Genomic DNA, 25,413 nt, shown 5'->3' with positions numbered 1-25,413 from the left:
TGCAGGAGTATCCTTCGTGAACAAGACTTCAAGAGGCCGCGCCCTGTCGGTCTGGCGCACGATCCAGACCGACCGCTTTCTGGTCGGCGCGCCGCACTACCCCGAACATGTGGACGAGAGTTACTGGGACAACGACGCCCGGCGCATGGCCGAGGCCGGCTTCAACGTCGCCCGCCTCGGCGAATTCGCCTGGCACATTTTCGAACCGCGTGAAGGCACCTTCGATTTCGACCTGTTCGACCGGGCAATCGAGGGCCTCGCGCGTCACGGCGTCAACACGATCCTGTGCACGCCGACCGCCACCCCGCCGCGCTGGCTGACCGCAAAGCATCCGGAAATCCTGCGGCTTGATGGAAATGGCCGGTCGATGGGCCACGGCTCGCGCCAGTATGCCGACACCAGCAGCCCGGTGTTTCGCGACTATAGCCGCAAGATTACCAGGGCGATGGTGGACCACTACCGCGACAACGCAAATGTCATTGGCTGGCAGACCGACAACGAACTCAACACCAGCATGCCGGAATCCTACTCGCCGTCGGCATTGAAGGAATTCCAGGCTTATCTCCAGGAAACCTACCAGACGATAGACAGGCTGAACTTCGCCTGGGGTGGCGACTTCTGGGCGACGGCTTACGGCGATTTCAGCGAAATTGTCTTCCCGCTGGAATTCTCACCGTCCTTTCCCGGTCCCGGTCACCTCCAGGACTACCACCGTTTTCTCGCCTTTTCGACAGCACGGTTCCAGCACGACCAGGTCGAGATCCTGAGAAAAGCGAATGCCGGTTGGTTCATCTTCCACAATCTCGGCGGATTGCGTGACATCGACTTTCGCGGCCAATTCTCCACCGATCTCGACTTCGTCGGCTACGACATCTATCCGTTCCTCTATGACGAGTTCTTTCGCCTCGGCAATCACGCCAAGATCCAGGCGCTGCATCTCGACATCTGCAGGGGATTTTCCGGCAACTACATAGTGCCGGAACAACAGTCGGGCTTTGGCGCCCAGCCGGGCTTCTGCACGCTGACGCCGGAGCCGGGCGAAATGCGACGCATGGCGATGTCGTCGGTTGCGCGTGGCGCCGATGGGATCATGTTCTTCCGCTGGCGTCCCGCACATTTCGGCGCCGAGATATACTGGATGGGCATCATCGATCACGATGATGTCGCTCGCCGCCGCTATGACGAAGCCAGGCAGTTCGCCACCGAGATGACGGCGCTTAAAGACAAGATCCTAGGCACCCATGTGCGGATGGATGTCGGCATCGCCGGCTCGGACTTCGACAATCAGGAAGCCCACAAGACCTTCCCCATCGGCCTGCCAAGTCCGCAGGATGATGCAACCTTGCTGCATCAGTATTGCTATGACCGCGGCATCGCCTGCGGCTTCATCCACCCGGAAGACGATCTGTCGAAGCTCAAGGTGTTCTACGTGCCGCATTGGGTGATCTGGAAGGACAGCTGGACCGAGCGGCTGCAAGTCTTTGCCGAAAATGGCGGTACCGTCATCATCGGCGCGCGCACGGGAACCCGCGACGAAAACAACCACGTCATCCGCGAGACAGCGCCGGGCCAGTCGCTCTCGAAGCTGACCGGCGTTCGCGTCGAGGATTTCGGGCGGCTGGCGGCACCTGGGGCCAATGGCCTGTTCAATACCATGTCGCGCTCCGGCGGGCTCGTCATTCCTCCCGACAGACCGGCCGAATCCAGCCGCCGTATCCGTCGTTTCACCGTCGGAAACCACGAGTTCGATGCCGGTTATTTCTATGAGAACCTTGCAGTCGAACCGGAAGTCGAAATTGTAGGGGTTTGGTCGAACCGCTACGCGGCAGGAACGCCTGCAATTACCTCCCGCGCCGTCGGCAAGGGCCGTGTGCTCTATGTCGGCACTTATCTAACCCCGGAGCTGACAGCTCAACTCGCTACGCGCACTTTCGTGGATGCGAATGTGGAGCCTCTGGTTCCGGATCTGCCGGACGGCGTCGAGGTCACGATGCGCGAGAATGACGAACGCCGGCTGTTGTTCGTGCAAAACATCAAAGACACGCCCGTTACGGTAACCGGCGTTCCCTTCGGCAGCAACTTGCTCGATAGCGAAGGGCCTGTCCCCGGAGTGTTGACGCTGGACGGCTATGGCTGCGCTGTCCTCGAATTGATCTGAGCATTGTAGCGGACGTTAGCCATACGAAACCTGAGTACTCTTTGATCCTGGAATTCGACCGCCATCGGCAGCACGCCGGGCATCGATCCATATCGAACCGGCGCTTTGAACGTGCGCAAGGAACGGCCGGCGAACTGCTGTTGCTCCCATTCAACGACGGCAGTTCCACTACCGGCGCGACCATCGGAGCCGATGGCGGCATCTCGTTTCATCCTTGTGAGCGCCATGAATTTCGGCATTTCCGTCCGAACCGAGGCCTTCCGCAGCCGGATCGCCGATTTCGTCGAGCGCGAAATCCTGCCGCTCGAGGCTGACAAGGCTTGCTATGACGGCCATGGCAATATTGCGCTGCCGCTGCTTGAAACGCTGCGGGGCAAGGCGAAAGCAGCCGGCCTGTGATGCCTGCAGCTGAAACCCGAGACCGGCGGGGCCGGCCTTTCCAAGGTGGATATGGCCGTCTGCTATGAAGAGATGAACCGCTCGATCTTCGGTCCGGTCGTGTTCAATTCCGCGGCCCCCGACGATGGCAACATGATGGTGCTGGAGCGACTGGGAACGCCGGAGCAGAAGCAAAGATGGCTGAAGCCGATCGTCGAGGGCAAGGTGCGTTCGGCCTTCGCAATGACGGAACCGCATCCGGGCGGCGGCTCCGACCCGTCGATGATCATGACCAGAGCCGAACGGCGCGGCGACAGATATGTCGTCAAAGGCCGCAAATGGTTCATCACCGGCGCGCAAGAGGCGAGCCACTTCATTCTCATTGCGCGCACTTCGGACGATCCGCGTCACGGCCTTTCGGCCTTGCTGTTCCACAAGGACCAGCCGGGCTGGCGGATCGTGCGGCGCATCGAGATCATGGGACCGGAAGAACATGGCGGCCATTGCGAGCTGGAGTTCGACGGCCTGGAAGTCCCGGTCGAGGACGTGCTTGCCGGCGAAGGCAGCGGCCTCATGGTTACCCAGGTCCGGCTCGGTCCGGCGCGGCTCACCCATTGCATGCGTTGGCTCGGGCTTGCCAAGCGCTGCATCGAGATCGCGCGCGCCTATGCCGCCGAGCGTAGCGGTTTCGGGCAGCTTTTGGCCGACCATGAGAGTATCCAGCTGATGCTCGGCGACCTTGCCATGCGCATCGAGATCGGGCGGCTGCTGGTGATGAAGGCGGCCTGGGAGCTCGATCGCGGCGGCTTTGCCCGCAAGGAGGTCTCCATGGCCAAGATCCAGGTCGCCAATGTGCTGCATGAAGCCGCCGACGTGGCGATCCAGATCAACGGCGCCCGCGGCTATTCGAAAGACACTGTACTCGAATGGATCTACCGCTACGCCCGCCAGGCTCGCCTGGTCGACGGCGCCGACGAGGTCCACAAGATGGTGCTCAACCGCTTTCTCAACGAGGAAGGTGCGGGCTTCTGGCGCTGGCATGTCGAAGCCGGCAGACAAGACGAAACAGGTCGCGGCGGGAACCGCTGAGCCGGCAATGAGGATGGATTTCGATCCAGTACGCCTGGAGGATTTTCTGAGAGCGCATTTTGGCGATGGCCAAATGTCGCTTGAGCGGATCGTCGGCGGCCAATCCAACCCGACCTATTTCGTCGACTATGGCGGCCGCCGCATGGTTCTGCGCAAGAAACCTCCGGGACCGATCCTGCGCGGCGCTCATGCGGTCGATCGCGAGTACCGGGTGATCGAGGCGCTAGCGTCGACAAAGGTGCCGGTGCCGCGGCCGGTGCTCTATCACGACGGCGACGAGCCGCTCGGCACGCCGTTCTATCTGATGCAGCGGCTCGACGGCCGGGTGTTCCACGATGGCTCGTTGCCGGGACTGGCGCCGGACGAGCGGCGCGGCATCTATTTCGGCATGGCCGAGGCGCTGGCAAAGCTGCACGCAGTCCGGCCGGAAGAGGTTGGGCTCGGCGACTATGGCCGTCCCGGGAACTATTTTGAGCGACAGATCGCGCGCTGGACCAGACAGTTGCGGGAATCGCCGAGCGAGCGCATTGCCGCGCTCGAAGCCGTCGCCGAATGGCTGCCGCGACATCTTCCGCCAGATGACGGCCACGTTTCGATCGCGCATGGCGATTTCCGTCTCGGCAATCTCATCTTCCATCCCGAGCGGCCCGAGGTGATCGGCATACTCGACTGGGAGTTATCGACCCTCGGCCATCCGCTTGCTGATCTCGGCTTCTGCTCGATGCCCTGGCATTCCTCATCGGACGAATATGGCGGCATCCTCGGCCTTGATCAGGCAGCGCTCGGGATTCCGACACAGCGCGAATTCCTCGATCATTACTTCGCCCACGCCGTGCCGACGGCGCCGCTGCAGCGGTTCCATCTGGTGTTTGCCATGTTCCGCTTTGCCGTGATCTTCGTCGGCATCGCCGACCGCGTGCTGGCCGGCAGCGCGGTTGCGGCCGATGCGGCGGATGTGGCACCGCTGGCCGGCTGTTTTGCTCTACGCGCCATGGAAGTCATCGACGGCGCGCGGCCCTGGTGACGCGAGGCTGGCGGTCGGCTGAGCGAGTTGCAGCGATACGCGTTCAGTTCATGCGGACTTCCGGTTCGGCAAGCAGTGGAATCTCCAGGCCACGCCGCAAGCCGGTCGCCACGACCGACACCCTGAATTTTCCGGCGAGTGCCTTGTCGAAGATGGCGCCGACGATGATGTCGGCATCGTTGTCGACCTCCTCGCGGATGCGGGTAGCGGCTTCGTCGACCTCGAACAGCGTCATGTCCATGCCGCCCGATATCGAGACAAGGACGCCCTTGGCGCCCATCATCGAAGCTTCGTCGAGCAGCGGGTTGGCGATTGCCGCTTCCGCTGCCTTCTTGGCGCGGCCTTCTCCGGCGGCTTCGCCGGTTCCCATCATGGCGCGGCCCATGTCGCGCATCACCGACTTCACATCGGCGAAGTCGAGATTGATCAGGCCTTCCTTGACGATCAGATCGGTGATGCAGCCGACACCCGCATAGAGGACCCGGTCGGCCATGGCGAAGGCGTCGGCGAACGTGGTTCTGGCGTCGGCGATCCTGAACAGGTTCTGGTTGGGAATGACGATGACGGTATCGGCGCTTTCGCGCAGGCGCTCGATGCCCTCATCGGCAGCGTACATGCGGCGCCTGCCTTCGAAGACGAATGGCTTGGTGACGACGGCAACGGTCAGTATTCCGGCTGCCCGCGCTGCCTGCGCTATAACAGGCGCGGCACCGGTGCCGGTTCCGCCTCCCATGCCGGCGGTCACGAAGCACATGTGCGTTCCAGCAAGGTGATCCATGATCTCGTCGATGGATTCCACGGCCGCGGCACGGCCGACCTCGGGCAGGGACCCGGCGCCGAGACCTTCGGTGATATGAGCGCCCAACTGGATCAGCCTCGTTGCCTTCGACATGGCAAGGGCCTGGGCATCGGTGTTGGCGACGATGAATTCCGCGCCCTGCAGGCCTTCGGCGATCATGTTGTTGACGGCGTTGCCGCCGCCGCCGCCGACCCCGACGACGGTGATCTTGGGCCTCATCTCCGAGATTACCGGCCTCGTCGCGGTGTTCATTGCCGTTCTCCCTGGATACGCCGAGTGGTCGCTGGAAGCTTGTCCCGGGCGCACTGCGAAAACTTTGAACCGGGCAGTGCGAATCAGGACAGCCCAGCACGAAGGGAATCAGAGCGCGGAGCGGGCTGCAAGTGCGCGATGTGCCTCATAGGCGACTTGCGTCTGAAAATTCACGCAATGCGCCTTGATACAGTGCAGATCGCGGCGCGGGGCGCCGCACGCTACAACTTCGGCGCGAGGCACTGCGCGACATGGTCGGCAATTGTCAGGCAGGAGGTCAGGCCCGGGCTTTCGATGCCGAACAGGTTGACCAGGCTATCCACGCCGTGCACCGCCACGTCCTGGACGACGAAGTCGGCGTTGGCCGCACCGGGACCGGACAGTTTTGGCCGGATGCCGCTATAGGCGGGCTGCAGGCTGCCATCGGCCAGGGCCGGCCAGTATTTGCGGATCTCGCTGTAGAAGCGTTCGCCACGAGCCGGATCGACGCGATAGTCGAGTTGATCGGTCCATTCGACGTCCGGCCCGAAGCGGGTGACGCCGTTGAGGTCGAGCGTCAGATGAACACCGAGCCCGCCGGGTTCGGGCACCGGATAGACCAATCGCGAGAACGGCGCACGGCCGGCCACCGAAAAATAATTGCCCTTGGCATAATGGAGCTTTGGCACGAATTGCTGATTGAGCCCTTCAAGCGAACCGGCAAGGGCTGCGGCGCCAAGCCCGGCGGCATTGACGAAACGCGGAGTGGCGATCTCGAAGCGCTCGCCGCCGGCAGCGTCCACCGTCTCGAGCACGACGCGGCCTGCTTCGATGCGGCCGGAGGCGATGCGCGTGTTGAGACTAAGTGCCGCCCCGTGCTCCTCGGCGTCGCCCAACAGGGCGAGCATCAGGGCATGGCTGTCGATGATGCCGGTGGCGGGCGACAGCAGCGCCGCCGTGCACTTAAGGCTGGGCTCCAGCGTATGCGCCTCGGCTTCGCTCAAGCGCAACAGGTCGCCGGCGCCGCAAGTGCGTGCATTGGCCCGGATTGAGGCGAGCACCGGCTCCTGTTCGGCATTTGTGGCAACGATGAGCTTGCCGCAGCGCGCGTGTGGGACCGCCCGCTCCTCGCAATAGCGATAGAGTCTTTCCCGGCCGGCCACGCAGAACCGGGCTTTCAGCGATCCAACCGGATAGTGGAGGCCGGCATGGATGACCTCGGAATTGCGCGAACTTGTCCCGGTGCCGATAGCGTTCTCGGCTTCCAGGACCAGCGTATCGATGCCGCGCTGCGCCATCTCTCGCGCGATCGCCAGGCCAACAACGCCGGCGCCGGCGACAATGCAGTCGACATGGTCCACGGTTAGGTCAAGCCGAAGTTCTGCATGCGTCCATCCATCCGCTGGCCCTGTCGAAAGCGCTTGACACTATACCGTTCGAGAAAGATGCATCAAACGGCATAACGCACGGGGACCTGCTGAGCCGGACCGGCGGCAGGATTGTTCCGCGTCAGCATCAGGAGCCGTCATGGACGCAAGACCGAATTCACCCGAAGCCCGCGACATAAGCTTTCACATGCATGGCTATACGAATGCGCGCAAGCATCAGGAGTCGGGGCCGCTCGTCATCGAGAAGGGCGACGGCATCTATGTCGAGGACCTTGCCGGCAACCGCTATATCGAGGCGATGGCGGGGCTCTGGAGCGTCGCGGTCGGCTTTTCGGAGAAGCGGCTGGTCGATGCGGCAGTACGGCAAATGTCGAAGCTGCCTTACTATCACGATTTCGGCTCCAAATCGCATTCGCCGCTGATCGATCTCGCCGAGAGACTGGTGCAGATGGCGCCGGTGCCGATGAGCAAGGCGTATTTCAGCAATTCCGGCTCCGAGGCCAACGATACGGCCATGAAGATGATCTGGTACCGGTCGAATGCGCTCGGCCAGCCGGCGCGCAAGAAGATCATCAGCCGCAAGAAGGGCTATCACGGCGTCACCATCGCCTCGGCAAGCCTGACCGGACTGCCCAACAACCACACTTCCTTTGACCTGCCGATTGCCAATGTGCTGTATACCTCGACGCCGCACCATTGGCGCGAGGCGCTGCCGGGTGAAAGCGAGGAGCTGTTTTCGACGCGGCTTGCCGACGAACTGGAAAAGCTGATCCTCGCCGAAGGACCGGAAACCATCGCCGCCTTTTTCGGCGAACCGATCATGGGCGCCGGCGGCGTCATCGTACCGCCGGCGGGCTACTGGGAGAAGATACAGGCGGTCCTGTCGAGATACGACATCCTGCTCATCGCCGACGAGGTGATCTGCGGCTTTGGCCGAACTGGTGAGATGTTCGGCTCGCAGACCTTCGGCATCAGGCCCGACATCATGGTGTTATCGAAACAGATCTCTTCGTCCTACCTGCCGATCTCAGCCCTGCTGATCAATGACAAGGTATTCGAGCCGATCGCCGACGAAAGCAACCGTATCGGCACCTTCGGCCACGGTTTCACCGGCGGCGGCCATCCTGTTGCGGCAGCGGTCGCGCTCGAGAACCTGAAGCTGATCGAGGAGCGCGACCTTGTCGGCAATGCGCGTGCGGTCGGCGCGCATATGCTGAAGCGGCTGCGCACGCTCGCTTCGCACCCGCTTGTCGGCGAGGTGCGCGGCATCGGCCTGATTTCGGCGGTCGAACTGGTCGGCGACAAGGCGAACAAGGCGCCGTGGGGGAAGACCAGTGAACTGGGCGGGCTCGTCAACGGCTTCATGCAGCAGAACGGCGTCATCTCGCGCAATATGGGCGATGCGCTGGCTTTCTGCCCGCCGCTGATCATCACCGAGCCGCAGGTCGACCAGGTGATCGACGCGTTTGAACGGTCGCTCGAGGCTGCCGCCAAGCAGATCCGATCGCAGAGCTGAATAGGCAAAGTCGATTTTTGAAACCTGAAAACAAAAACGCCTCGGCGACGGCTGGCAGAAGGTTACCCTCCACACCCGTTGCTGCCGTTTAGTCTCCGTGCTTTGTTTTCGCAGATGAGCCGCTGAATCCTTCCAGTTCCTCGCCGATTCCTGAAAGTGCGTTGACGATCGTCGCCTCGACGTCGCCACGCTGTTTCTGGGGAATCAAGCCAAGTCCTTTTTGTATCGCTTCACGCCAATGTTTCCCCCTGTCCCACGCTTCCGAAAACGCGACGGCGAGATCGTCCTGGCGACGGGTAGCTTCCAGTGCCTCGACCAGAAGTGCTGCCTGGCGGAAATCCTTTTCCCGCTTGCCCACGCCGTTTGCGTTGTTCTGTCGGCGCGAGGCAACGATCAGCTTGTGAACCGCATATCGTCCGGGCGACGGTACCACGACAGGCACTCCCGATCGATGCAGCAGCACAGTTCTGATTGGTTCGTGGATCAGGAAATCGAGAAACCGAAGAGGCTGCGCGGATGCACCGCCCAAAGACGGCATCGAGGTTGCATGATCGGCGTAGTCATCGCTGCCCGTGTTCGGTGTAAGGAACTCGACCTTGTATCGGACTGCGTTCTCGAATTGCGTCGCGTGTCCGGGATCTGATCTGTAAGGGATTTCCCTGAAGGTTGGGTCGATCTCCCTCAAGATTTCGAGGATGGGCGGCAGGCTGTCCTCGACCGCGGCCGACACGGAATGGAATAGGGCGAAGTCTGCATCGCCCGTCTGCAACGCTGCACCGGGCAGCTTCACGCCCAGATAGCCCGCGTAGGACTGAAAGGCGACTGTGCCGACCAGGACGCCGCGTAAGCGGAAGATGCCAGCCTTCCCCAGCGCCTCGACGACATCCCCGGTGAACCTTTCGGGTTCTGTCAGCCCTGCCTCGCGCACGAGCGTGGATACCAACTTCCTGCGGGCGCGAAGGTCGTCCTTGATCTGACGGAAGGATTCGACGCGTTTTGCAATCTCGGGATCGCTGTCAGGCCCGACATACCGTCGCGTTTTCGTCGGTTGCGTTTCCTCGAAATACCAGTATACCTTGCCCTTGACGGGCACCTTGACGAGATTGCCCGTCGTAGGGAAATCGGTTTCGAAGGCTGCGTCCAAGGATCGCTGGACGAGTTCCGCATACATCGTGCGGTAAACGAGGTCGACCGTCTTCATGTCGGGCGGCTCCGGTTATAAGAAAAATGCGGTTCTCTTATAGCGGCATGACCTCAAGGGACGCAAGCGGGTGTTATAAGAAAATCGCGAAAACCTTATAATGCCGCAGGAGAGGGTCAGGAATCCTTGTCGCCGGCGTGCAGCCAAATCAGAATGGGTTTTGCTCATTCAGATAAACAAAGCCATCACGAAAACGCTGCTTGGATGTGGCGCTCGACCTCACCGCGTCTGCGAACGGCCCGAGCCTGTGATAGGCGTTTTTGGTCGACGCGCTATTTTGGCGACCGCATCCGGCACGACCACCAGCTTGCCAACGAAATCCTTGGCGATGAAATCGGCCTGGGCGCGATGGAAATCGGACAGCTTGTAGACGCCGCCGACCAGCGGCCGGATCTTCTTCTCCTCGATGTAGCGCACGATGCGGCGGAAATCCGCCCGTGTGCCCTGGCTCGAGCCATGCAGTTGCAGCTGTTTCAGATACATGGTGCGCAGGTCGAGCTGCACGACCGGGCCGGCGATCGCGCCGGCCGTGGTGTAGCGGCCTTCGGGCCTCAAGATGCGCAAGAGGTCATTGAAGATGGCGCCGCCGACCAGATCGGCGACCACGTCGATTGGCCGCCCGCCGGTCGCCGCGCTGACGGCGGCCGGCAGATCGGCAACGCCACGGGTGATCACCGCCTCGGCGCCGATCTCACGCACGGCCTGTTCCTTGCCCTTGCCGGCAACCGCATAGGGAATGGCGCCGCGCGCCCGCGCCAGCTGCACGATGCCGGAGCCGACGCCGCCAGAGGCGCCGGTGACAAGCACACGCTCGCCGGCTTTCAATGCGGCGCGTTCCAACATCTGCTCGCCGGTGAGATAGGCGCAGCAGAAAGTGGCAAGCTCGACATCGCTCAGATCGGTGTCGACGACATGGGCGTTTTCGGACGGTACTGCCTGGTATTCGGCATAGCCGCCGTCGCGGCCATGGCCCATATAGTCGATGTCGGCGAGTGAATCGTCGTCGCGATTGTAGATGGAGAAATCGACCATCACCCGCTCGCCGATGCGGGCCGGCGACACGCCGTCGCCGACGGCAATGATGTTGCCGACCGTGTCGGTGCCCTGGATGCGCGGGAAGCTCAGCGTATTGCCCTGACGACGCCAGGTCGACACAGCGGCGGCATCCTCCTCCGTGCCATAGGCGCCCTGGCGCACCCAGACATCGGTGTTGTTCATGCCGCAAGCGGTGACCTTGACCAGCACCTCGCCCCGGGCGGGCGAGGGCACTTTCACGTCGGTGCGATAGACGAGCTTTTCCGGCCCGCCGTGCCCGATCAGCTGCACGGCGGCCATGGTGGCGGGGAGGGTTTTGGTCATGGCATTCATGTCGGCTCTTCAGATGTTTGCAAACACGCTCTTCACCGCGTCGGCCGTCTTCGACACGACGATATCAGCCTCTTCCCGCGTCAGGCAGAGCGGCGGCGCGAAACCGAGAATGTCGCCCTGCGGCATGGCGCGGCCGATGACGCCGCTTGCCGCAAGCGCGGTCGCGACCTGCGGTCCGATCTTTTGCGAGGCGTCGAAGAATACGCGGTCGTCCCGGTCGGCGACGAACTCGATCGCCGCCAGCATGCCGTCGCCGCGCACCTCGCCGACGTTTTTGTGGCCGCCGACGGCTTTCGTCAGCTCGGCGCGGAGATAGGCGCCGGTCTCGCCGGCGTTCCGCACCAGGTCCATCTCGTCGATCAGTTCCAGGTTGGCGACGCCGGCGGCGACGCAGATCGGGTGCGCCGAATAGGTCCAGCCATGGCCGAGCGAGCCGAGCTTGTCGGAGCCTTGGACGAGCACCTGCCAGACCTTGTCTGAGACTATGACGCCGGAGAGCGGCGCATAGGCCGAGGTCAGGCCCTTGGCGATGGTGATCAGGTCAGGCTTGATGCCGTAATGGTCGGAGCCGAACATGGTGCCCAGCCGGCCAAAGCCGGTGACGACCTCGTCGGCAACCAGAAGCACGTCGTACTTCTTCAGCACCGCCTGGATCTTCTCCCAGTAGCCGGCCGGCGGCGGCACGATGCCGCCGGTGCCGAGGATAGGCTCACCGATGAACGCGGCGACCGTCTCCGGCCCTTCGGCGAGAATCATCTCCTCGAGCTTGTCGGCACAGTATTGCGAAAACTGCTCCTCGCTCAGCGAGCGGTCGGCGCGGCGGAAATAGTAGGGCGCCTCGGTGTGCAGGACCGGCGCACGCGGCAGATCGAAGGCGTTGTGGAACAGGTCGAGGCCGGTCAGCGATCCGGTCATGATCCCGGAGCCGTGATAACCGCGCCAGCGCGAGATGATCTTCTTCTTCTCGGGCCGGCCGAGCACATTGTTGTAGTACCAGATCAGCTTAATGTTGGTTTCGTTGGCATCGGAACCGGAGAGGCCGAAATAGACCCTCGACATGCCCTCGGGCGCGCGGTCGATGATCATCTTGGAAAGCGTGATCGATGCCTCGGTGCCGTGCCCGACATAGGCGTGGTAATAGGCGAGGTTCTTGGCCTGCGCGGCGATGGCGTCGGCTATCTTCTGGCGGCCATAGCCGACATTGACGCAGTAGAGCCCGGCGAAGGCATCGATGCTCTTGCGCCCATTATTGTCCCAGATGGTGACGCCTTCGCCGCCGGCGATCACGCGGGTCGGTGATTCACCCCGCGCATGCGTTCCCATATGGGTCGAGGGATGGAAGAAATGATCGCGATCCCAGGCGGCGAGTTCGTTTGACTGGTCGAGCATTTTTTTAACTCCTAAGGGAAAGTGTCGGGCGCGGCTTACGCTACGTCGAGGCAGAGATATTTGAGATCGGTAAAGGCTTCGAGCCCGTGACGCGAGCCCTCGCGGCCCATGCCGGACTGTTTGACGCCGCCGAAGGGGATCGGCGCGCCGGTGATCTTCACGCGGTTGATGGCGACCATGCCATAGTCGAGCGCGCGGCCCATGCGCAATTGCCGGCCGCCGTTTTCAGTGACGACATAGGCGACGAGCCCGTATTCTGTCGCATTGGCGCGGGCGACAACTTCCTCTTCGCTGTCGAAAGGCGTCACTGCCGCAACCGGACCGAAGGTCTCCTCGCGCATGATCAGCGCGTCGTCTCCAACGTCGGCGAGCAGGGTCGGCTGGTAGAACAGCGGCCCAGCCACATGGCGGCCACCGCCGGTGAGGCAGCGCGCGCCACCAGCCAGCGCATCGGCGACCTGCTCTTCGATCTTCTTGACGCCGCGCTCGTGCATCAACGGCCCGATGTCGGTGTCGTCAGCCAGGCCATTGCCGGTCCGCAACGTCTCGATGCGCTTGGTGAAGGCGGCGCAAAAACGGTCGTAGATCGGGCGCTGGACATAGATGCGGTTGGCGGCGAGGCAGTCCTGGCCGGAGGTCGCGAATTTAGCGTCGACGGCGATGGTCACAGCCTTGTCGAGATCGGCGTCGGCGAAGACGATCAGAGGCGCATGACCGCCAAGCTCCATCACAAGACGCTTCATCGTCGGCGCACTTTGCGCGGCGATCAGCCTGCCGATCTCGGTCGAGCCGGTGAAGCTCATGGCGCGAACGCGCGGGTCTTCGCACATCCGCCCGACGATGATCGAAGCCCTGCCGGAGAGGACGTTGAACACGCCAGCCGGCAGGCCGGCACGTTCGCCAAGCTCGGCCAACGCCAGTGCAGACAGCGGCGTTTCCGAGGAAGGATGCGCGACGATGGTGCAGCCGGCGGCGAGGGCGGCCGCCGCCTTGCGGGTCAGCATGGCCGCGGGAAAATTCCACGGCGTGACGACGCCGACGACACCAAGCGGTTCGCGTCGCACCACCATCTCGGCATTTGGCAGATGGCTGGTGAAGCCTTCGGCGTTGAGACGTTTGGCCTCCTCGGCATACCATTCGACAAAAGAGGCGGCATAGTCGATCTCGCCGCGCGATTCCTTCAGCGGCTTGCCTTGCTCTAGCGTCATCAGCAGGGCCAGGTCATTTTTGGCGGCGACGATCAGATCGAACCATTTTCGCAAGATTTTCGACCGTTCCTGCGGCAGCAATGCGCGCCAGGCAGGAAGGGCGCGCGATGCCGCATCGATCGCCAATGTGGTCTGCCGGGCATCGAGCGCGGCAACGAAAGCGACGGTGGATCCGGTGGCCGGATCGGTCACCTCGAAACTCTCCGCCGTCTCGCTCGCCGTCCAGTGGCCAGCGACATAGGCGAGTTCGCGCAGCAGCCGCCGATCGGCGAGGCGATCAAGTGCTTCATGGCGGTGCGAGCGGGCAAAATGTGCGGACATCATCGGGCTCCCGGTTCGGGTGATGCCGCAAGACTATCTCTGCCGCGCAAACAGAGAGGCTGTTTGCGTGCCTGCACGTAGAGAGATTGTCTCTATTGCCCTGCCCAGCCAGACGATCTCTCCGGTATCAGGAAGATGCCGGCAACAGGTCCGCCACCGGCAGTACACTCTCCTCCTTCACCGTCTTGGTGACGATATAGGTGAAATAGCGGTCGATGCCGATCTCGCGCTCGAGCAGAGTGTCGACCAGCCGCTGATAGGCGTCGATGTCGCGCGCCATCACCTTCAGCAGGTAATCGACGCCGCCGCCGACAGACCAGCAGGCGACGATCTCGGGGATGTCGCGGATGACGCGCTCGAAACGGTCGAAATCGGCCTGGCGGTGGCTAGCCAGCGTCACCTCCATCAGCACGGTGGCGACCGGTGCGATGGCGCGCATGGCGATCCTGGCATGATAGCCGCAGACGATGCCGGCTTTTTCCAGCTTGCGCAGTCGCATCCAGCAAGGCGTCGGCGACAGGCCGACCTTCTCGGCCAACGCCAGCTTGGTGATGCGCCCGTCGCGCTGGATGGCGTCGAGGATTTTCAGGTCGATCGGATCGAGTTTCGCTGCAGCCATGATCGTCCACTTCTAGTGCCGGACACCATGACGGCGCATTATTTCGATTGTCAATTGCACTGATTTCGATCTCTAATAAGTCATGACATTTTGGCGACCAGATCCCGCTCTTATCCGGCGGCCGGCCTATCAATCGCTCGCCGACCAGTTGGCGCGCGCCATCCATGACGGGCGCCTGGCCAATGGCGCGCGCTTGCCGACGCACCGGCAGTTGGCTGACGATCTGCAACTTTCCGTGCAGACGGTCAGCCGCGCCTATGAGGAGCTGATCCGCCGCGGGCTGGTGTCCGGTGAGGTCGGCCGCGGCAGCTTCGTGCAGACGCAGCGCCGCGAGCCGGAGCCGCCCTATCTGCCGGAGCGGCTGGGCGAGGTCATCGATCTCTCCATCCTGAAGCCGGTCTGCGAACCGATGCATCTGGAGCGGCTGAGACAGGCGCTGGGCTGGCTCGCCGAAAACCTGCCGTCGAGCTCGGCGCTGTCGTTCAGGCCGAACATGGTGTTCCCGCGCCACCGCGCGGTGGGTGTCGAGTGGCTACGCCTCTGTGGCCTCGACGCGTCGCCGCAGAACATCAGCCTGACCAACGGCGCCACCGCAGGGATGACAGTGGCGCTGATGAGCGTGGCGCCGCCGGGTTCGACCGTCGCCACCGAGGCGATCGGCCACCACACGCTGATCCCGCTGGCGCGTTATCTCGGCTTCAACCTTGAGGGTTTGCCGATCGACGACAATGGGCTGATCCCGGAAGCGCTGGACGAGGCCTGCCGGCTGTCGGACATCCGCGCCGTGTTCGTGCAGCCGTCGGTGATCAACCCTACGGCCACCCTGATGGATGCCGGCCGGCGCGAACAGATTGCCGCCGTTGCGCGCAGGCATGACATCGCCATTATCGAAAACGACGTCCTCGGCCCGTTGGTCGAGGACCGGCCGCCGCCGGTAGCCGCCTTCGCGCCCGAGCGCACGCTCTACGTCACCTCCTTCACCAAGATCGTGGTGCCGGGCCTGCGCATCGGCTATCTCGCGGCGCCCGATCGTTATGTCGCCGCGGTCGCCAACCGCCATCTCGTCTCGAACTGGATGGCGACGCCGCTGGTGGCCGAGATCGCCACCAAATGGGTGGCCGACGGCACCGCGATGGAACTCGTGCGATGGCAGCGTATGGCTTTGCGGCGGCGTCTGGACATCGCCGCCGAGGTGCTCGCCGGAGTGGACTATCGGGCTCATCGCGACGGGCTGCATGTCTGGCTGCAACTGCCCGATGATCGCGGCGAGGAAAGCTTTGTTTCCCAGGCCCGCCTGCAGGGCGTGGCGATCGCGCCCGGTACGTCGTTTCGCATTTCGCAGACGCCTTGGCATCCAGCTGTCCGGATTTCGCTTGGCTCGACCACGGAGGGGGAACTGCGTGCCGGTCTCGGCGTTGTCACCAAGCTTCTGCTCGGCGATCCCGAGCATCTCCTGCTTGCGATCTAGACGGCGAATGGCGCGAAATTGTGCGGAATCCGAAATATTGTCATGATATTATTTTCTTGATTGACATGATTTGCCGCGATCCGCATCGTTAAAGGCAAGCTTCTCCAGCACGGGAAATCCATTGTCGGCGCCCATCATCAAGATCGACGGCATTTCAAAAAGCTTCGGCACCTTCAAGGTGCTGGACGGCCTCTCGATGCAAGTCATGCCCGGCGAGAAGCTGGCACTGATCGGCCCGTCGGGTTCGGGCAAGACGACGATCCTGCGCATCCTGATGACGCTGGAGCGTATCGACAGCGGCCACATCCAAGTCGACGGCGAACAGTTGTACCACATGGAGCGTAACGGCCGGCTGCTGACGGCCGATGAACGGCATTTGGCAAAGATGCGCCAGAAGATCGGCATGGTCTTCCAACTGTTCAATCTGTTTCCGCACAAATGCGTCATCGACAATGTGACGCTGGCACCGATGCTGACCAAAGGCGTGCCGCGGGCCGCCGCCGAAAAGCGGGCGATGGAACTGCTCGACATGGTCGGCATGGTCGACAAGGCCAAGGCGATGCCGGCGCAGCTTTCAGGCGGCCAGAAGCAGCGCGTCGCGATTGCGCGGGCGCTGGCGCTGTCGCCGAAGATCATGCTGTTCGACGAGGTCACCTCGGCGCTCGACCCGGAACTCGTCGACGAGGTGCTCAACGTCATGCGCAAGCTCGCGGCCGAGACCGACATGACCATGCTGCTGGTCACCCACGAGATGGGTTTCGCCCATGACTTCGCCGACCGGGTGCTGTTCTTCGATCGCGGCAGAATAGTCGAGGAGGGCAAGCCCGACGAGATTTTCCGCCATCCCAAACAGGAGCGCACGCAAGGTTTCCTGAAGAAGATCATTGCGGCCGGACATCGGGTCTGACTGCCATGCGAGGCGGCGACGCCTCAAGCAAGCCAAGAAGACAGACAAACAAGGAGTTGGGAACAATGAAGAAATTTGCCATTTTGGCCGGCGTCGCCGGTATCGCGCTGACGGCGGTGCTGGCCGCCTCGACGGCCGGCTCGGCCGACGACAGCAAGCTCGAAGAGCTCAAGGCGCAAGGCTTTGCCCGCGTCGCCATCGCCAACGAGCCGCCCTATACGGCGGTCGCTGCCGACGGCAAGGTTTCGGGTGCGGCGCCTGACGTTGCCCGTGAAATCTTCAAGCGCCTTGGCGTCAACGATATCGTCGCCTCGATCTCGGAATATGGCGCGATGATTCCCGGCCTGCAGGCCGGCCGTTTCGACGTCGTCACTGCCGGCCTGTTCATGAAGCCGGAACGTTGTGCTGCGGTCGCCTATTCGGAACCGGTGCTGTGCGACGCCGAGGCGATGCTGGTGAAGAAGGGCAACCCGAAGGGCTTCAAGAGCTACGAGGACGTCGCGAAGGACGCGAGCGCCACGATCGGCGCGCCGGGTGGCGGCACCGAAGAGAAGCTTGCGCTCACCGCAGGTGTGCCGCGCGAGCGCGTCATCGTCGTGCCGGACGGCCAGAGCGGCCTGAAGATGCTGCAGGACGGCCGCATCGATGCTTATTCGCTGCCCGTGCTGTCGATCAACGACCTGGTCAAGAAAGCCAATGATCCGAACCTCGAAGTCATCGCGCCGGTGGTCGGTGCGCCGGTCTATTGCGACGGCGCGGCCTTCAAGAAGGGCGACGAAGCGCTGCGCGACGCCTATGATGTCGAGCTGGCGAAACTGAAGAAGTCCGGCGAGTTCGCCAAGATCATCGAGCCTTACGGCTTCTCGGCGGCGGCGGCAATGTCGACGAGCCGCGACAAGCTCTGCTCGGCGAAGTAGGTGCGTTCTTCCTTCTCCCCGTTCACGGGGAGAAGGTGGCCCGAAGGGCCGGATGAGGGGCGGCGCCATACTCCGGTTGGTTCGCGCTGCCCCTCATCTGCCTGCCGGCATCTTCTCCCCGTGAACGGGGAGAAGGACGCTGGAACCAACGTGTCGCTAGACATTCAACGCGGAAACTTTCGACCCAATGACCCAATGGTCCGGCTATTTCGGCCTGATATTGCAAGGAGCGCTTGTCACCATCGAGCTGACGCTGATGGGGTCGGTGCTGGCCTTGGTCATGGCCTTTCTTGCCGGGCTCGGGCGGCTGTCGCGGTTTTTCGTGCTACGCGCGCTGGCCACCGCCTATATCGAGTTCTTCCGCGGCACCTCGATTTTCGTGCAGCTGTTCTGGGCTTATTTCGTGCTGCCTTTTGCCGGCATTTCGTTGACGCCGCTGCAGGCCGGGGTGCTGGCGCTGGGCCTCAATGTCGGCGCCTATGCGGCGGAAGTGGTGCGTGGCGCCATCAAGTCTATCGGCCGCGAACAATATGAGGCCTGCACCGCCCTCAATCTCGGCCGCTGGCAAGCCATGCACCATATCATCTTGCCGCAGGCGCTTCTGGTGATGCTGCCAACCTTCGGCAACAACGCCATTGAATTGCTCAAGGCCACCGCCGTCGTTTCGCTAATCTCGCTCGCCGACCTGACCTTCCAGGCGCAGGTGGTGCGCTCGCAGACCGGCAATACTCTGGTGCCGTTCAGCACCATCCTCGTCATCTATTTCGTCCTGGCGCTGCTCATCTCATGGGGCGTGCGGTCGCTGGAACGCCGCATGGCTCGTGGCCTCGACGGGGTGCGCGTATGATGGACCGGGCCTGATAATGGAATGGGATTGGGATTTTGTCCGGCAGATCCTGCCGACGCTGATCGAGGGGGTGAAGATCACCATCCTGGCGACGCTGCTTGGCTCGGTGCTGGCGGCCATCGTTGGGTTGGGCATCGCATTGGCGCGCCGGTCGCCGAACAGGGCTCTGTCGCGCACCGTCGGTTTCCTTGCCGAGTTCATCCGTGGCACGCCGCTGTTGGTGCAGCTCTATTTCATCTTCTACGTGCTGCCGGATTTTGGCATCCTGTTGCCGCCGCTTGTCGCGGGCGTCATCGGTCTCGGGCTGCATTACGGCACTTACACGGCCGAGGTCTACCGCGCCGGCATCGATAATGTTCCGCGCGGCCAGTGGGAAGCGGCCAAGGCCTGCAATCTGAACGCCACCCAGACCTGGACGCACATCATCATTCCGCAGGCGATCCCGCCGATGATCCCGGCGCTTGCCAATTATTTCATCGCCATGTTCAAAGAGACGCCGCTGCTGTCGGCGATCACCGTGCTCGAACTGATGAACCAGGCCAAGAGCGTCGCCAATACCTATTATCGGTATATCGAACCGATCACCTTGGTCGGCGCCTTCTTCCTCGCCATCAGCCTGTTCTCGGTGGTGCTGCTGCGCTGGCTGGAACACCGTTATGGGCGGATCGAAAGATGAGCGCTGCACCCGAAATCCGCCTGCGCCCGGCCCGGCCGCCGCTCGATGCGCGTCCGCTGGAAAAGCGGGTCGGCCTGATCATCCTTGCCACCGACCATACGAGCGAACCGGATTTTCACCGCATGGTGGCAAGCGATCGTATCGGCGTCTATGTCGCGCGCATCCCCTACGCCAACCCGACGACGCCGGACAATTTGCGCAAGATGCAGCCGTCACTGACGGCGGCCGCGGCCCTGATCCTGCCCGACGAGCCGCTCGATGCGATCTGCTATTCCTGCACCTCAGCTTCCGTCGTGATCGGCGATGCCGAAATCGAGGCGGCGGTGCAGGCCGCCAAGCCCGGCGTGCCGGTGGTCACGCCGCCGATGGCCGGGGTGCGCGGCCTGAAGGCGCTGGGCGCCAAGACGATCAGCATCCTCACGCCCTATACGGTCGAGACCAGCCGGCCGATGGCGGCCTATTTCACCGAGCATGGTTTCGAGATCGCTAGCTTCACTTGCCTCGGCTTCGAGGATGATCGCGAGATGGCGCGGATTGCGCCGAAATCCTTGGTCGATCTGGCTCGCGAGGCGATGGCCGAACACTCGGACGCGCTGTTTGTCTCCTGCACGGCACTGCGGTCCGCGGCGGCAGTTGTCGGCATGGAAGAAGCCATCGGCCGTCCTGTCGTCACCAGCAACCAGGCGACAGCCTGGAATTGCCTGCGGCTTTGCGACGACGACGAGCCGCGCCCTGAATTCGGCCGTCTGATGACGCTGCCGCTGAACTGATTGATAAGCCATGACCACGTCCAGGATAAGCCTCTCCGATATCCACGCCGCGCGCGAGCGCATCGCAGACAAGGTCGAGCGTACGCCGACCGTCACTTCCCGGAGTCTTTCCCAGCACTTGGACGCTCCTGTTTATCTCAAGCTCGAACACCGGCAGACCACCGGCGCCTTCAAGCTGCGCGGTGCCTCGAACGCTATCGCTTCGCTGACAGAAGAGGAGAAGGCGCGCGGCGTCGTCGCTGCCTCGACCGGCAACCACGGCCGGGCGCTGGCTTATGCCGCTCGACTGCAAGGTATCGACGCGACGATCTGCATGTCGCGGCTGGTGCCGCAGAACAAGCTGGACGAGATCCGTCGGCTCGGCGCCGAGATCCGCATCGTCGGCAACAGCCAGGACGATGCGCAGCGGGAGGTCGAACGGCTGGTCGCGGAAGAGGGGCTGATCATGCTGCCGCCCTTCGACCATCCTGCCATTGTCGCCGGGCAAGGCACGCTCGGGCTGGAGATCATCGAACAGGTTCCGGACGCCGCCTTGGTGCTGGTGCCGCTTTCCGGCGGTGGGCTGGCGGCTGGCGTAGCTGCTGCCGTGAAGGGCGTCAGCCCGGCGACGAAGGTGATGGGCGTTTCAATGGCGCGCGGTGCGGCGATGAAGGCGAGCCTCGACGCCGGACATCCGGTTTTGGTCGAGGAACTGCCGACACTGGCCGATTCCCTCGGCGGCGGCATAGGCCTCGACAACCGGCTGACCTTTTCCATGTGCCGCGACCTGCTCGACGATGTGATCCTGCTCAGCGAGGGCGAGATCGCCACCGGCATCCGCCATGCCTATGAACAGGAGCGCGAGATCGTCGAAGGCGCCGGCGCGGTCGGCATCGCAGCCGTGCTTGCCGGCAAGGTCAGGGCGAGCGGCCCGACGGTGCTCGTGCTGTCCGGCCGCAACATCGATATGACACTGCACCGCAAGATCATCTGCGGCGAAGCAATTGCGGAGAGCGCAGCATGAGCCGGATGACGATCCTCACCGAAGCTGAATTGCGCAAGATCGTGAAGCTCGATCTTGATGCCATCGCCTGCGTCGAGAACGCGTTTCGGGCGCTCGCTACCTTGCCGGTGGCGATGCCGCCGATCCTGCGGCTGGACATTCCAGAGCATCGCGGCGAGGTCGACGTCAAGACCGCCTATGTACCGGGTATCGACGGTTTTGCTATCAAGATCAGCCCTGGCTTTTTCGATAATCCCAAGCTCGGCCTGCCCAGCGTCAACGGCATGATGGTGCTGCTGTCGGCGAAAACCGGATTGGTCGAGGCGCTGCTGCTCGACAATGGCTATCTCACCGACATCCGCACGGCCGCCGCCGGTGCGGTCGCCGCCAAACATCTGTCGCGGCCGGGTTCCTCCGTTGCCGCGATCTTCGGCGCCGGTGTTCAGGCCGGACTGCAGCTCGAAGCGCTGATGCTGGTGCGGCCGATCACCGAGGCTCGCGTCTGGGCAAGGGATGCCGCCAAGGCCGAGGCCGCGGCCGACGCATTGTCCGAAAGACTGGGCATCGCCGTTCACGCCGAGCCCGACGCGGCAAAGGCTGCGGCCGATGCCGACATCATCGTCACCACGACGCCGTCGACCGAGCCGCTGATCAAGGCCGGCTTCGTTTCCGCCGGCCAGCATATCACTGCCATGGGCTCGGATGCCGAGCACAAGAACGAGATCGCGCCGGCGATCCTGCGCATGGCCGATCTCTACGTCGCCGATAGCGCCAAACAGACGCGCCGGCTGGGCGAACTGCACCATGCTATCGCGGCGGGCGTGATGGCGTCCGATGCCGAAATCACCGAGCTTGGCCACATCATCGCCGGCGAAAGGCATGGCCGGCGCTCGGACAGCGACATCACCATTGCCGACCTGACCGGCACCGGCGTGCAGGACACGGCGATCGCCACGCTCGCCCGCGACCGTGCGCGTGCAGCCAAGACCGGTACGATTTTCGAAAGCTGATGCTGGCCGCAAGGCCCAACAAACGAGGACCAAGAACAATGCAGCCCAATTTGAAATTCTCGCGCGGCGAATATGCGAAGCGCCTCGCCAAAACGCGGAAGGTCATGGAGGCCAAGGGCGTCGATCTATTGATCGTCAGCGATCCGTCCAACATGGCCTGGCTGACCGGCTACGACGGCTGGTCGTTCTACGTGCACCAGGCTGTCATCGTGCCGCCGTCGGGCGAGCCGGTGTGGTACGGGCGCGGCCAGGACGCCAACGGCGCCAAGCGCACCGCCTATCTCGCGCACGACAACATCATCGGCTATGCCGACCACTATGTGCAGTCGACCGAGCGCCATCCGATGGATTTTCTGTCCAGCGTGCTCTCCGATCGCGGCTGGGGCAAGCTCAGCATCGGCGTCGAGATGGACAATTACTGGTTCTCGGCCGCTGCCTTCGCAGCGCTGCAGAAGCACTTACCCAATGCCCGCTTCGTCGACGCCACGGCACTCGTCAACTGGCAGCGCGCGGTGAAGAGCCCGACCGAAATCGACTACATGCGCAAGGCCGCCCGCATCGTCGAAGCGATGCACCAGCGCATCGTCGATAAGATCGAGGTCGGCATGCGCAAATGCGACCTGGTCGCCGAGATCTACGATGCCGGCACGCGCGGCGTCGACGGCATCGGCGGCGACTATCCGGCGATCGTGCCGCTGCTGCCGTCAGGCGCCGACGCATCGGCGCCGCATCTGACCTGGGACGACCGGCCGATGAAATCGGGCGAGGGCACCTTCTTCGAGATCGCCGGCTGCTACAACCGCTATCACTGCCCGCTGTCGCGGACCGTGTTCCTTGGTAAACCGACGCCGGAATTCCTCGATGCAGAAAAGGCGACGCTGGAAGGCATGGAGGCGGGACTTGCCGCCGCCAAGCCCGGCAACACATGCGAGGACATCGCCAACGCCTTCTTCGCGGTGCTGAAGCGGTACGGCATCGTCAAGGACAACCGCACCGGGTACCCGATCGGGCTTTCCTATCCGCCTGACTGGGGCGAGCGCACGATGAGCCTGCGTCCAGGCGACCGCACCGAGTTGAAGCCCGGTATGACCTTCCATTTCATGACCGGCTTGTGGCTTGAGACGATGGGGCTGGAAATCACCGAATCCATCCTGATCACCGAGACGGGCGTCGAGTGCCTGGCGAATGTGCCGCGCAAACTGGTGGTGAAGAATTGAGTCCGATGTCCAGCCTTCGCCCGTCACCGATCACGCCGACCGTCGATTTCGAGCGCGACGGCGTGCAGCACGGTTTCCTGCGCCTGCCTTACAGCCGCGACGATTCCGCCTGGGGGTCGGTGATGATCCCGATCTGCGTCATCCGCAACGGCAAGGGGCCGAGCGCATTGCTCACCGGCGGCAATCATGGCGACGAGTACGAGGGGCCGCTGGCGCTCTATGACCTCGCCCGTACGCTCGACCCGAAGCAAGTCAGCGGCACGATCATCATCGTGCCGGCGATGAACTATCCGGCGTTCCGCGCCGGCACGCGCACCTCGCCGATCGACAAGGGCAATCTCAACCGCAGCTTTCCCGGCCGGCCCGACGGCACGGTGACCGAGAAGATCGCTGATTATTTCCAGCGCGAGCTTCTGCCCCGTACAGACATCGCGCTCGACTTCCACTCCGGCGGCAAGACGCTCGACTTCGTGCCGTTCTGCGCCGCCCACATCCGGCCCGACAAGGTGCTGGAAGCGAAGGGTTTCGCTGCGGTTGAAGCCTTCTCCGCACCATGGTCGATGAAAATGCTGGAGATCGACGCGGTCGGCATGTTCGACACTGCCGCCGAAGAGATGGGCAAGCTGTTCATCACCACAGAGCTTGGCGGCGGCGGGACTTCGCGCGCGGAAACGGTACGGATCGCACGTCGCGGCGTGCTCAATGTGCTGCGCCATGCCGGCATCGTCGCCGGCGCGGTCGAGATGCAGCCAACCCGCTGGCTCGACATGCCGTCCGGCGATTGCTTCTCGTTCGCCGAGGACGACGGGATGATCGAAACCATGATCGATCTCGGCGAGCCGGTGGCAGAGAACCAGGTGCTGGCACGTATCCATTCCATAGGCCGCACCGGCGGCGCTCCGCAGGAGATCCGGGCCAAAATGTCCGGTCTGTTGGCGGCGCGGCATTTTCCGGGGCTGGTCAAGGCCGGCGACTGCGCTGCCGTGGTCGCCGTGCTGGTCGATTGACGGTTAGGAAGCCGATGTCGGGAACGGCTCGGTCCTGCCTTTGGGGCGATCGCCGATCGCAAAGACGGCGCTCGCCTCGCTGACGATCGAGACATGATCCTTGGCGGCTGTTCCGGCCGCCGCACTGTCGCCGCGCATGATTGCGGTGACGATGGCGTCATGTTCTTGCCAGGACTGGGCCAGCCGCCCGGGCAGCATGAATTGCGCGCGCCGGAACGGCGCCAGGCGGCCGCGGGTCATGACGGTCAGTTCATAAATGTGCTTGCTGTGGGCGCCGCGATAGAGCCGGGTGTGGAATTCGGTGTTGAAAAGCTCATACTCTTCTTCGGCACCGAGCTGCACGAAGCGCGCCGAGGCCTGGTGCTCGGCCTCCAGCGTGCGGCGCTCGCCAGCGGTCATGCGCTCGGCCGAGAACCGCGCGCAGATCGCTTCAAGCTCGGCCATGCTTTCGAACATCGAGGCGAGGTGCTCCTGCGTCACCACGGCGACGGTGGCGCCGCGGTTCGGCCGCCTTTCGACCAGCCCCATGGCGCTGAGCCGGCTGAGCGCTTCCCTGATCGGCGTGCGTGAGACGTCGAAGCGGGCGGCGAGCGAGGCCTCGTCGAGCTTTTCGCCCGGGCGCAGGAAACCGGTGACGATCCGGTCGCTGATCGCCCTCACCATCTGATCGACGGTCGTGCCCGACCTGATCAAATTGCGCTTTCCCGACACCTCTCCTCCGTCCAGTCTTTTCGCTAGAGCCGTAAGCCACTCACCGGCTTCGATTCCTCCGCATCTCTGTATGCCTATGTTTTAGCCTTCATGTCAAATTGGCGATTTTGGAGGCAAAAAGTGTATGCAATTGCTCCGGCTTTGTGCAGTCCACATCGGAACACTCATTGATATTACTGAATAAATCTCATTTCTGAAACTGGCATGCTGAT

21 protein-coding genes and 1 pseudogene are annotated in these 25,413 nt (G+C 63.1%); 14 read left to right on the top strand and 8 right to left on the bottom strand.

Going from position 1 to position 25,413, the window contains the following annotated elements; translation table 11 throughout:
* The first annotated feature begins 16 nt into the window (after positions 1-16).
* From NKJ20_RS26780 to NKJ20_RS26770, 3 genes and pseudogenes are all read left to right on the top strand, one after another.
* Positions 17-2,158 carry a beta-galactosidase gene (locus NKJ20_RS26780; protein ID WP_352748213.1) on the top strand — a complete coding sequence of 714 codons (2,142 nt, stop codon included), beginning with the start codon at positions 17-19 and terminating at the stop codon, positions 2,156-2,158.
* Positions 2,159-2,383: 225 nt separating this feature from the next.
* Positions 2,384-3,625, top strand: a pseudogene (locus NKJ20_RS26775) (acyl-CoA dehydrogenase family protein).
* A 7-nt stretch (positions 3,626-3,632) separates the two neighbouring features.
* The gene (locus tag NKJ20_RS26770; protein WP_352452367.1) at positions 3,633-4,649 is read left to right on the top strand and encodes a phosphotransferase family protein; all 1,017 of its coding nucleotides are present in this window, start codon (positions 3,633-3,635) and stop codon (positions 4,647-4,649) included.
* A gap of 43 nt (positions 4,650-4,692) precedes the next feature.
* Here NKJ20_RS26770 and ftsZ read toward each other — a convergent pair whose 3' ends face one another.
* Both ftsZ and NKJ20_RS26760 read right to left on the bottom strand, forming a co-directional pair.
* Positions 4,693-5,700, bottom strand: coding sequence for a cell division protein FtsZ (gene ftsZ / locus NKJ20_RS26765; RefSeq protein WP_023677189.1), 1,008 nt, complete (start codon positions 5,698-5,700; stop codon positions 4,693-4,695).
* A gap of 221 nt (positions 5,701-5,921) precedes the next feature.
* Positions 5,922-7,040: an NAD(P)/FAD-dependent oxidoreductase gene (locus NKJ20_RS26760; protein WP_352748211.1), complete on the bottom strand. Its 1,119-nt coding sequence runs from the start codon at positions 7,038-7,040 to the stop codon at positions 5,922-5,924.
* Between the two features lie 166 nt (positions 7,041-7,206).
* Here NKJ20_RS26760 and NKJ20_RS26755 point away from each other — a divergent pair, with 166 nt between their 5' ends.
* Positions 7,207-8,583: an aspartate aminotransferase family protein gene (locus tag NKJ20_RS26755; protein ID WP_352748209.1), complete on the top strand. Its 1,377-nt coding sequence runs from the start codon at positions 7,207-7,209 to the stop codon at positions 8,581-8,583.
* An 88-nt stretch (positions 8,584-8,671) separates the two neighbouring features.
* Here the strand turns inward: NKJ20_RS26755 and NKJ20_RS26750 are convergent, their stop codons facing one another.
* From NKJ20_RS26750 to NKJ20_RS26730, 5 genes are all read right to left on the bottom strand, one after another.
* Positions 8,672-9,784, bottom strand: coding sequence for a nucleotidyltransferase family protein (locus NKJ20_RS26750; RefSeq protein ID WP_352748207.1), 1,113 nt, complete (start codon positions 9,782-9,784; stop codon positions 8,672-8,674).
* 219 nt (positions 9,785-10,003) lie between these two features.
* On the bottom strand, positions 10,004-11,152 hold the full coding sequence (locus NKJ20_RS26745; protein WP_352748205.1) for an alcohol dehydrogenase family protein: 1,149 nt from the start codon (positions 11,150-11,152) through the stop codon (positions 10,004-10,006).
* Between the two features lie 9 nt (positions 11,153-11,161).
* On the bottom strand, positions 11,162-12,541 hold the full coding sequence (locus NKJ20_RS26740; RefSeq protein WP_352748204.1) for an aspartate aminotransferase family protein: 1,380 nt from the start codon (positions 12,539-12,541) through the stop codon (positions 11,162-11,164).
* A gap of 35 nt (positions 12,542-12,576) precedes the next feature.
* A complete protein-coding gene (locus NKJ20_RS26735; RefSeq protein WP_352748203.1) occupies positions 12,577-14,070 on the bottom strand; it encodes an NAD-dependent succinate-semialdehyde dehydrogenase in 1,494 nt (497 codons plus the stop codon).
* Positions 14,071-14,197: 127 nt separating this feature from the next.
* Entirely contained in the window at positions 14,198-14,689 is a 492-nt protein-coding gene (locus NKJ20_RS26730) for an Lrp/AsnC family transcriptional regulator (RefSeq protein WP_031211913.1), read from the bottom strand.
* An 82-nt stretch (positions 14,690-14,771) separates the two neighbouring features.
* Between NKJ20_RS26730 and ehuR the strand changes: the two genes are divergently transcribed.
* From ehuR to doeB, 10 genes are all read left to right on the top strand, one after another.
* Complete coding sequence (gene ehuR / locus NKJ20_RS26725) at positions 14,772-16,157, top strand: MocR-like ectoine utilization transcription factor EhuR (protein ID WP_352748201.1); 1,386 nt, start codon at positions 14,772-14,774, stop codon at positions 16,155-16,157.
* 121 nt (positions 16,158-16,278) lie between these two features.
* Positions 16,279-17,064, top strand: a complete 786-nt coding sequence (ehuA, locus tag NKJ20_RS26720) for an ectoine/hydroxyectoine ABC transporter ATP-binding protein EhuA (RefSeq protein WP_023677199.1) — start codon at positions 16,279-16,281, stop codon at positions 17,062-17,064.
* 65 nt (positions 17,065-17,129) lie between these two features.
* Positions 17,130-17,981 (top strand): ectoine/hydroxyectoine ABC transporter substrate-binding protein EhuB, encoded by an 852-nt coding sequence (ehuB, locus tag NKJ20_RS26715; protein ID WP_023677200.1) that lies wholly within the window; start codon positions 17,130-17,132, stop codon positions 17,979-17,981.
* 187 nt (positions 17,982-18,168) lie between these two features.
* Complete coding sequence (gene ehuC / locus NKJ20_RS26710; protein ID WP_023677201.1) at positions 18,169-18,828, top strand: ectoine/hydroxyectoine ABC transporter permease subunit EhuC; 660 nt, start codon at positions 18,169-18,171, stop codon at positions 18,826-18,828.
* Between the two features lie 16 nt (positions 18,829-18,844).
* Complete coding sequence (gene ehuD / locus NKJ20_RS26705) at positions 18,845-19,504, top strand: ectoine/hydroxyectoine ABC transporter permease subunit EhuD (protein ID WP_023677202.1); 660 nt, start codon at positions 18,845-18,847, stop codon at positions 19,502-19,504.
* Positions 19,501-20,274: an ectoine utilization protein EutA gene (eutA, locus tag NKJ20_RS26700; protein WP_352679172.1), complete on the top strand. Its 774-nt coding sequence runs from the start codon at positions 19,501-19,503 to the stop codon at positions 20,272-20,274. The genes ehuD and eutA overlap by 4 nt, the downstream gene beginning before the upstream one ends.
* Before the next feature lie 10 nt (positions 20,275-20,284).
* A complete protein-coding gene (eutB, locus tag NKJ20_RS26695) occupies positions 20,285-21,277 on the top strand; it encodes a hydroxyectoine utilization dehydratase EutB (protein WP_023677204.1) in 993 nt (330 codons plus the stop codon).
* Positions 21,274-22,266 (top strand): cyclodeaminase, encoded by a 993-nt coding sequence (locus NKJ20_RS26690; protein WP_352452347.1) that lies wholly within the window; start codon positions 21,274-21,276, stop codon positions 22,264-22,266. The genes eutB and NKJ20_RS26690 overlap by 4 nt, the downstream gene beginning before the upstream one ends.
* Positions 22,267-22,304: 38 nt before the next feature.
* Complete coding sequence (gene doeA, locus NKJ20_RS26685; protein WP_352748199.1) at positions 22,305-23,483, top strand: ectoine hydrolase DoeA; 1,179 nt, start codon at positions 22,305-22,307, stop codon at positions 23,481-23,483.
* A 5-nt stretch (positions 23,484-23,488) separates the two neighbouring features.
* The gene (gene doeB, locus NKJ20_RS26680) at positions 23,489-24,490 is read left to right on the top strand and encodes a N(2)-acetyl-L-2,4-diaminobutanoate deacetylase DoeB (RefSeq protein ID WP_023677207.1); all 1,002 of its coding nucleotides are present in this window, start codon (positions 23,489-23,491) and stop codon (positions 24,488-24,490) included.
* A 3-nt stretch (positions 24,491-24,493) separates the two neighbouring features.
* Here the strand turns inward: doeB and NKJ20_RS26675 are convergent, their stop codons facing one another.
* Positions 24,494-25,153 (bottom strand): GntR family transcriptional regulator, encoded by a 660-nt coding sequence (locus tag NKJ20_RS26675; RefSeq protein ID WP_023677208.1) that lies wholly within the window; start codon positions 25,151-25,153, stop codon positions 24,494-24,496.
* Positions 25,154-25,413: the final 260 nt, after the last annotated feature.

This window comes from Mesorhizobium sp. M0185 (genome assembly GCF_040322175.1).
Classification (GTDB): Bacteria; Pseudomonadota; Alphaproteobacteria; order Rhizobiales; family Rhizobiaceae; genus Mesorhizobium.
Note: the sequence above shows the minus strand (reverse complement) of the source record. Positions and strands in the feature narration are given on the sequence as shown.